Genomic DNA, 4,199 nt, shown 5'->3' with positions numbered 1-4,199 from the left:
CGATCACTGCGAGGTTTTCTCTGAATTAATACTTTATTAACTGTCAAAGTCGGGAATGATTATTGCTGTTATTTTGGATCATTTTTGCTCCAAAATATCCACCAACCCCGCCAACTCCATAAATACAAATATTTTTCATTAATTTTCTCCCTCTCCCTCGTTTGTTTTAATATCGGTAATTGTCAAATACGGGGCATGACAAACGAAACATCCCCGTGTCATACCCGTGTCATACGTGTCATGATACCTTTAACACTAAAAACCATTTTTTTTGTGTTAAAGGTATCATTATGAATTAACTTTGCTCATTGCCTCAAGTTTACAAGCTTAATCCTCGCCTTTTATAAAAGAACCAATCTCGATCAGGTTTCCCTCCGGATCAGCAATATAACAGGTACGCTGTCCCCAAGGCTCTGTTGTTGGCGGCATGACCGGCTGGCCACCTTTTGCGGTAATCTCAGCAAAGGTCCTGTCCACTTCGTCAAAATTTTCAACACTCAGTGCAATTTCAAAATGTCCATTGACACCTTGTGCATAGCCAAACCTGCGCCCGGTCATCGCTTCAAAATCCTGTCTGCCAAAGAAAAGAAACAGCGTTCCGTCTTTTTCCAAATAGACATTGCTGGTGTCTTCTGTTTCTGTAATTTCAAACCCCAACACCTCCCGATAGAAACGGATCATGGTAGCCATATCCTTTACAAATACGCCGACGCCTTCTAATTTCATTTTAAATATTCTCCTTTGGTTTTTGCCGCCATTTTATCATGGAAAACATGACACCTGTATGTCACGTATGTCCAAAAATGTTACGGAAGCTGTTATTCCAGCTCCTTAAGTTCTTTTGAAAAATTGTGAGAGAACCGTCCGAATTATTTCGTCCTATAAACGATCATCAATTAACATGTTTTTTCACAATCCTATCATTATTCTGTGATAACTTGAACGCTAATTTGTCAGCTTCAGCCATACCTCCATGCTTGTCGTTCTGGGGAATGGCTTCATACTCTCCTTGCAGCAGCGCCTTGACTGATAGCCTATCATGATCAGCCAAATAGCGCTTGACTGGGTCTGCCTTAGCGCAAGGTACTGTAATAGACGATGCATTTAGCCCCAAAAAATATAAGCGCTGAGGCCATAACTAGCGATAATCAGGATAATAATCCTTCATCGCTCTCGCTTCAAGTAGACCATATCAACAAGCTGTGTCCCCTCCTCAAACATTGGATGGTCATAATTGTCCGTAAAAAAGTTTTGTATCCGATATGATTCTGTAAATTCACATTTCTGATAAAAACAGAGCGCCGAAGGAACATCACCCGTTCCTACAAGCATTGTATTGCAATCGCTGTAATGAAAAAACAGAAAATCTATCAGTCTTTTTCCATATCCCTTTCGCTGACAATCGGGCATAACCGCAATGTTCTTAAGTTCATAAACACTGTCTGCCTCTTTAGTAACCACACATTCGGCTTTAACGCCATGATCGTCCAGAACAAACATTTCCCCACGCTCAAGATACTTGTCTATCATGTCTTCCTGTTCGTCAGCCAGTAAAAGCAAGTCGATATATGCTTTCTTATTGCTTGTAACTTTCCTTATATTCACCAGTATTCACTCCTATTTTAAAACTCAAATCCATACAAAAGGCTAAGATCAAGGCTTTACAGATGCCCCGTTCTAAACCCCAGGAATCGATTCATCTATCTTCTTCTTTTTCTAATTATCTCACCGTTTAATGGGTATGACAAACGAAGCGTCCGGAATCTGTGTCACGCACCACTTATCCGACGGTTGCGGAAGCACTGTGTTCGCTCGTCTTCCCGATATGATATACTATTACATAAAACAGCAAGTAATATCAAGCAATCCGTATTATATTTCTTTATAATAATGTCGTGTAGTTGAAGTGAGGGGGCAAGATAAATGTATGACTGGCAAATGCAAATTCAAATAATTGTTGACGAAATTGATCGCGGTATTAAAAACCATGATACTGAAGCCCTGACCCTGGGCCTACTTTCCCGCAAGTTAGGCTATTCCAAATTCCATACAACCAGGAAATTCAAAGAAATAACCGGTATGCAGTTTAGAGATTATCTGCGCTACAGAAAGTTAGCGTTTGCTTTGAAAGAAGTTCGAGATAGTAATAAGAGCCTTCTGGATATTGCCTGTGATTACGGTTTTTCATCACATGAAGCGTTCACCCGAACTTTCAAAGAAACATATGGTGTTATACCCAGCGAATATCGAAAAAAACCTAACCCTGTCGTTCTCCGTACAAAGATAAACCCTTTTGACCGCTACTTTTTGGGATTGGGAGAAATCGGCATGATTAAATCAGCCGACGCTGTCAAGTGTTACTTTGTAAGCATACCCTCACACAAGTTTTTGTACATTAAAAACTACACGAGTAACGGATATTGGGATTTTTGGAAAAAGCAGAATCTTATTCCCGGACAGGACTACGAAACAGTTTGTGGGTTGCTTGACAGTATCAAGGGCAAACTTGACGATGGTGGCGGTAGTGAAGCAAATTGCGGAAGTGGTCAGATTATGGCTTACTTGAACGACTCCGACGGTAGAATCTGTGCTTGGGGTATTCCTCGTGCAGAGTGTTGGGGTATTCGACTCCCTTTTGATTATAAAGGTGATCTACCATCACAAATGTTTGTCACCAATATTCCCGAATCAGAGTATATTGTTTTTGAATATGGACCCTTCGATTATGAACAAGAAAATTGTAGTGTCGAAGAAAAAATTGAAAAAGCCATGACCACTTTTGATTATGCTGGCACTGGTTACTGTCTCGATCCTACCCCCGGTAGAATAATGTACTTCTATTATGATCCAGACCAGTATTTTAAGTATATCAGACCAGTATGCAAAGCATAAACCGCTCCACAAGAGAATAAAATTACCTGTTGTCTAAGCCTGCCTAATTAGATTGAAAGGATCTGTTTAAGCGAAAAATCGGACTTTATCAGAAAAAAATTGGAGGTAACTAATGAAAAAATGGTATGATGAGGAATATGAATGGGAAATTGAAGTGACAGGGTTTCTTCGTAGCAACCACACGGAGCGATATTGCCGAAACGGTGAGGAAATCGGCGATACGTATCGGTGCACCTATGGCTGTCCTGTAAATGCCGATGGACAAGGTATTTGTTCCAAAGTCATGATGATGATGTTTCCAATCATGGAAGCTGTCAGAAGTGGCGGCAATTTAGAGAATATCGGTGGCCGTAGCAAATATAGCAAGGATCTTGTCTGTCCCGATGGTTGTGTCAGCTTTAGAATGACCGCAAAGAAACTTGAAAACGAGAATTTTTATCAGGGAAAATTTTTTGACTGATATTGTTGGTAGGGAGCGTTTCAAGTTTTGTGGGAGCGGGGATGTTTTCGTTTGTCATCTTCATCATTTCACGGCCCGCTCCACCATCATCTTGCCCAGACCCAGCACCCGGCTCAATTGACGGATACTGCCACCGGTTACCTGCTGAGTCTGTCGGATCAGCTGATTTCACTTTTCTACCGATACTTCTCCCGGATTCCGGTATTCGGGGTTCTGGCTGAGCAGATCAGTCATTTGTTCATCGGACCATCTGGTTTTTGAGCAGGCTTCCAGATATTCGACCTGGTTTGCTTCCTCAGAAAATCGAATGATCCAGTCCATAACAATGTGAAAATTTACACTGTAGCTGTAATCTAACGCTTATCTACTAAAACTTATACGGTATCGTTAAAGCTTCTTCCAAACTCCAACCGTCTTTTATTCGATCTTTAAAGATATAGCTTTTAATTCCCCAATAAGCACACATATCTTTCTCGGTGTCAAACTTCCTACCCAAATGATCAACTACAGTTTTAGGATTTTTACCTTCTAAAGCTTCTTCTAATGACCACCCATCCTTTATCCGATCATTAAAAACATACTCCTTAACACCCCAATATAAACACATTTCAGACTTTGTTTTAAAACCCCGGCTTAGGTGATCCTTAATGCTATCCGGTTGTCTACTTTCCAAAGCCTCTTCCAATGTCCAATTTTCAGAAAGTCTATCTTTAAACACATAATACTTAACACCCCAATAGTTACACATATCTTCTTCTGATTTATAGCCTCTGCCGTTATGGTCTACTACCTTAACTCAAACTTCGCACATAATAATCAACAAAAATCCTCGTAATTCCGATGTTGC

6 protein-coding genes are annotated in these 4,199 nt (G+C 40.5%); 3 read left to right on the top strand and 3 right to left on the bottom strand.

All coding sequences use genetic code 11. The features are described from left to right. Positions 1 to 327 precede the first annotated feature (327 nt). The gene (locus ABGU93_RS07490; RefSeq protein ID WP_347412855.1) at positions 328 to 726 is read right to left on the bottom strand and encodes a VOC family protein; all 399 of its coding nucleotides are present in this window, start codon (positions 724 to 726) and stop codon (positions 328 to 330) included. 438 nt (positions 727 to 1,164) lie between these two features. After that, on the bottom strand, positions 1,165 to 1,605 hold the full coding sequence (locus ABGU93_RS07485) for a GNAT family N-acetyltransferase (protein ID WP_347412854.1): 441 nt from the start codon (positions 1,603 to 1,605) through the stop codon (positions 1,165 to 1,167). A 318-nt stretch (positions 1,606 to 1,923) separates the two neighbouring features. Between ABGU93_RS07485 and ABGU93_RS07480 the strand changes: the two genes are divergently transcribed. The 3 genes from ABGU93_RS07480 (at position 1,924) to ABGU93_RS07470 (ending at position 3,613) form a co-directional block, all read left to right on the top strand. After that, complete coding sequence (locus ABGU93_RS07480; protein ID WP_347412853.1) at positions 1,924 to 2,892, top strand: helix-turn-helix transcriptional regulator; 969 nt, start codon at positions 1,924 to 1,926, stop codon at positions 2,890 to 2,892. Positions 2,893 to 3,004: 112 nt separating this feature from the next. Next, positions 3,005 to 3,352: a TIGR04076 family protein gene (locus ABGU93_RS07475; protein WP_347412852.1), complete on the top strand. Its 348-nt coding sequence runs from the start codon at positions 3,005 to 3,007 to the stop codon at positions 3,350 to 3,352. A 51-nt stretch (positions 3,353 to 3,403) separates the two neighbouring features. Further along, complete coding sequence (locus tag ABGU93_RS07470) at positions 3,404 to 3,613, top strand: hypothetical protein (RefSeq protein ID WP_347412851.1); 210 nt, start codon at positions 3,404 to 3,406, stop codon at positions 3,611 to 3,613. 106 nt (positions 3,614 to 3,719) lie between these two features. On the opposite strand, the gene ABGU93_RS07465 is transcribed toward ABGU93_RS07470, so the two are convergent. After that, positions 3,720 to 4,100: a hypothetical protein gene (locus ABGU93_RS07465; protein ID WP_347412850.1), complete on the bottom strand. Its 381-nt coding sequence runs from the start codon at positions 4,098 to 4,100 to the stop codon at positions 3,720 to 3,722. Positions 4,101 to 4,199: the final 99 nt, after the last annotated feature.

Origin of the sequence: Acetobacterium sp. (assembly GCF_039830195.1) — a bacterium.
In the GTDB taxonomy this organism is placed as follows: Bacteria; Bacillota; Clostridia; order Eubacteriales; family Eubacteriaceae; genus Acetobacterium.
The sequence above is the reverse complement of the archived record's forward strand: the minus strand, read 5'-3'. Positions and strand labels throughout refer to the sequence as shown.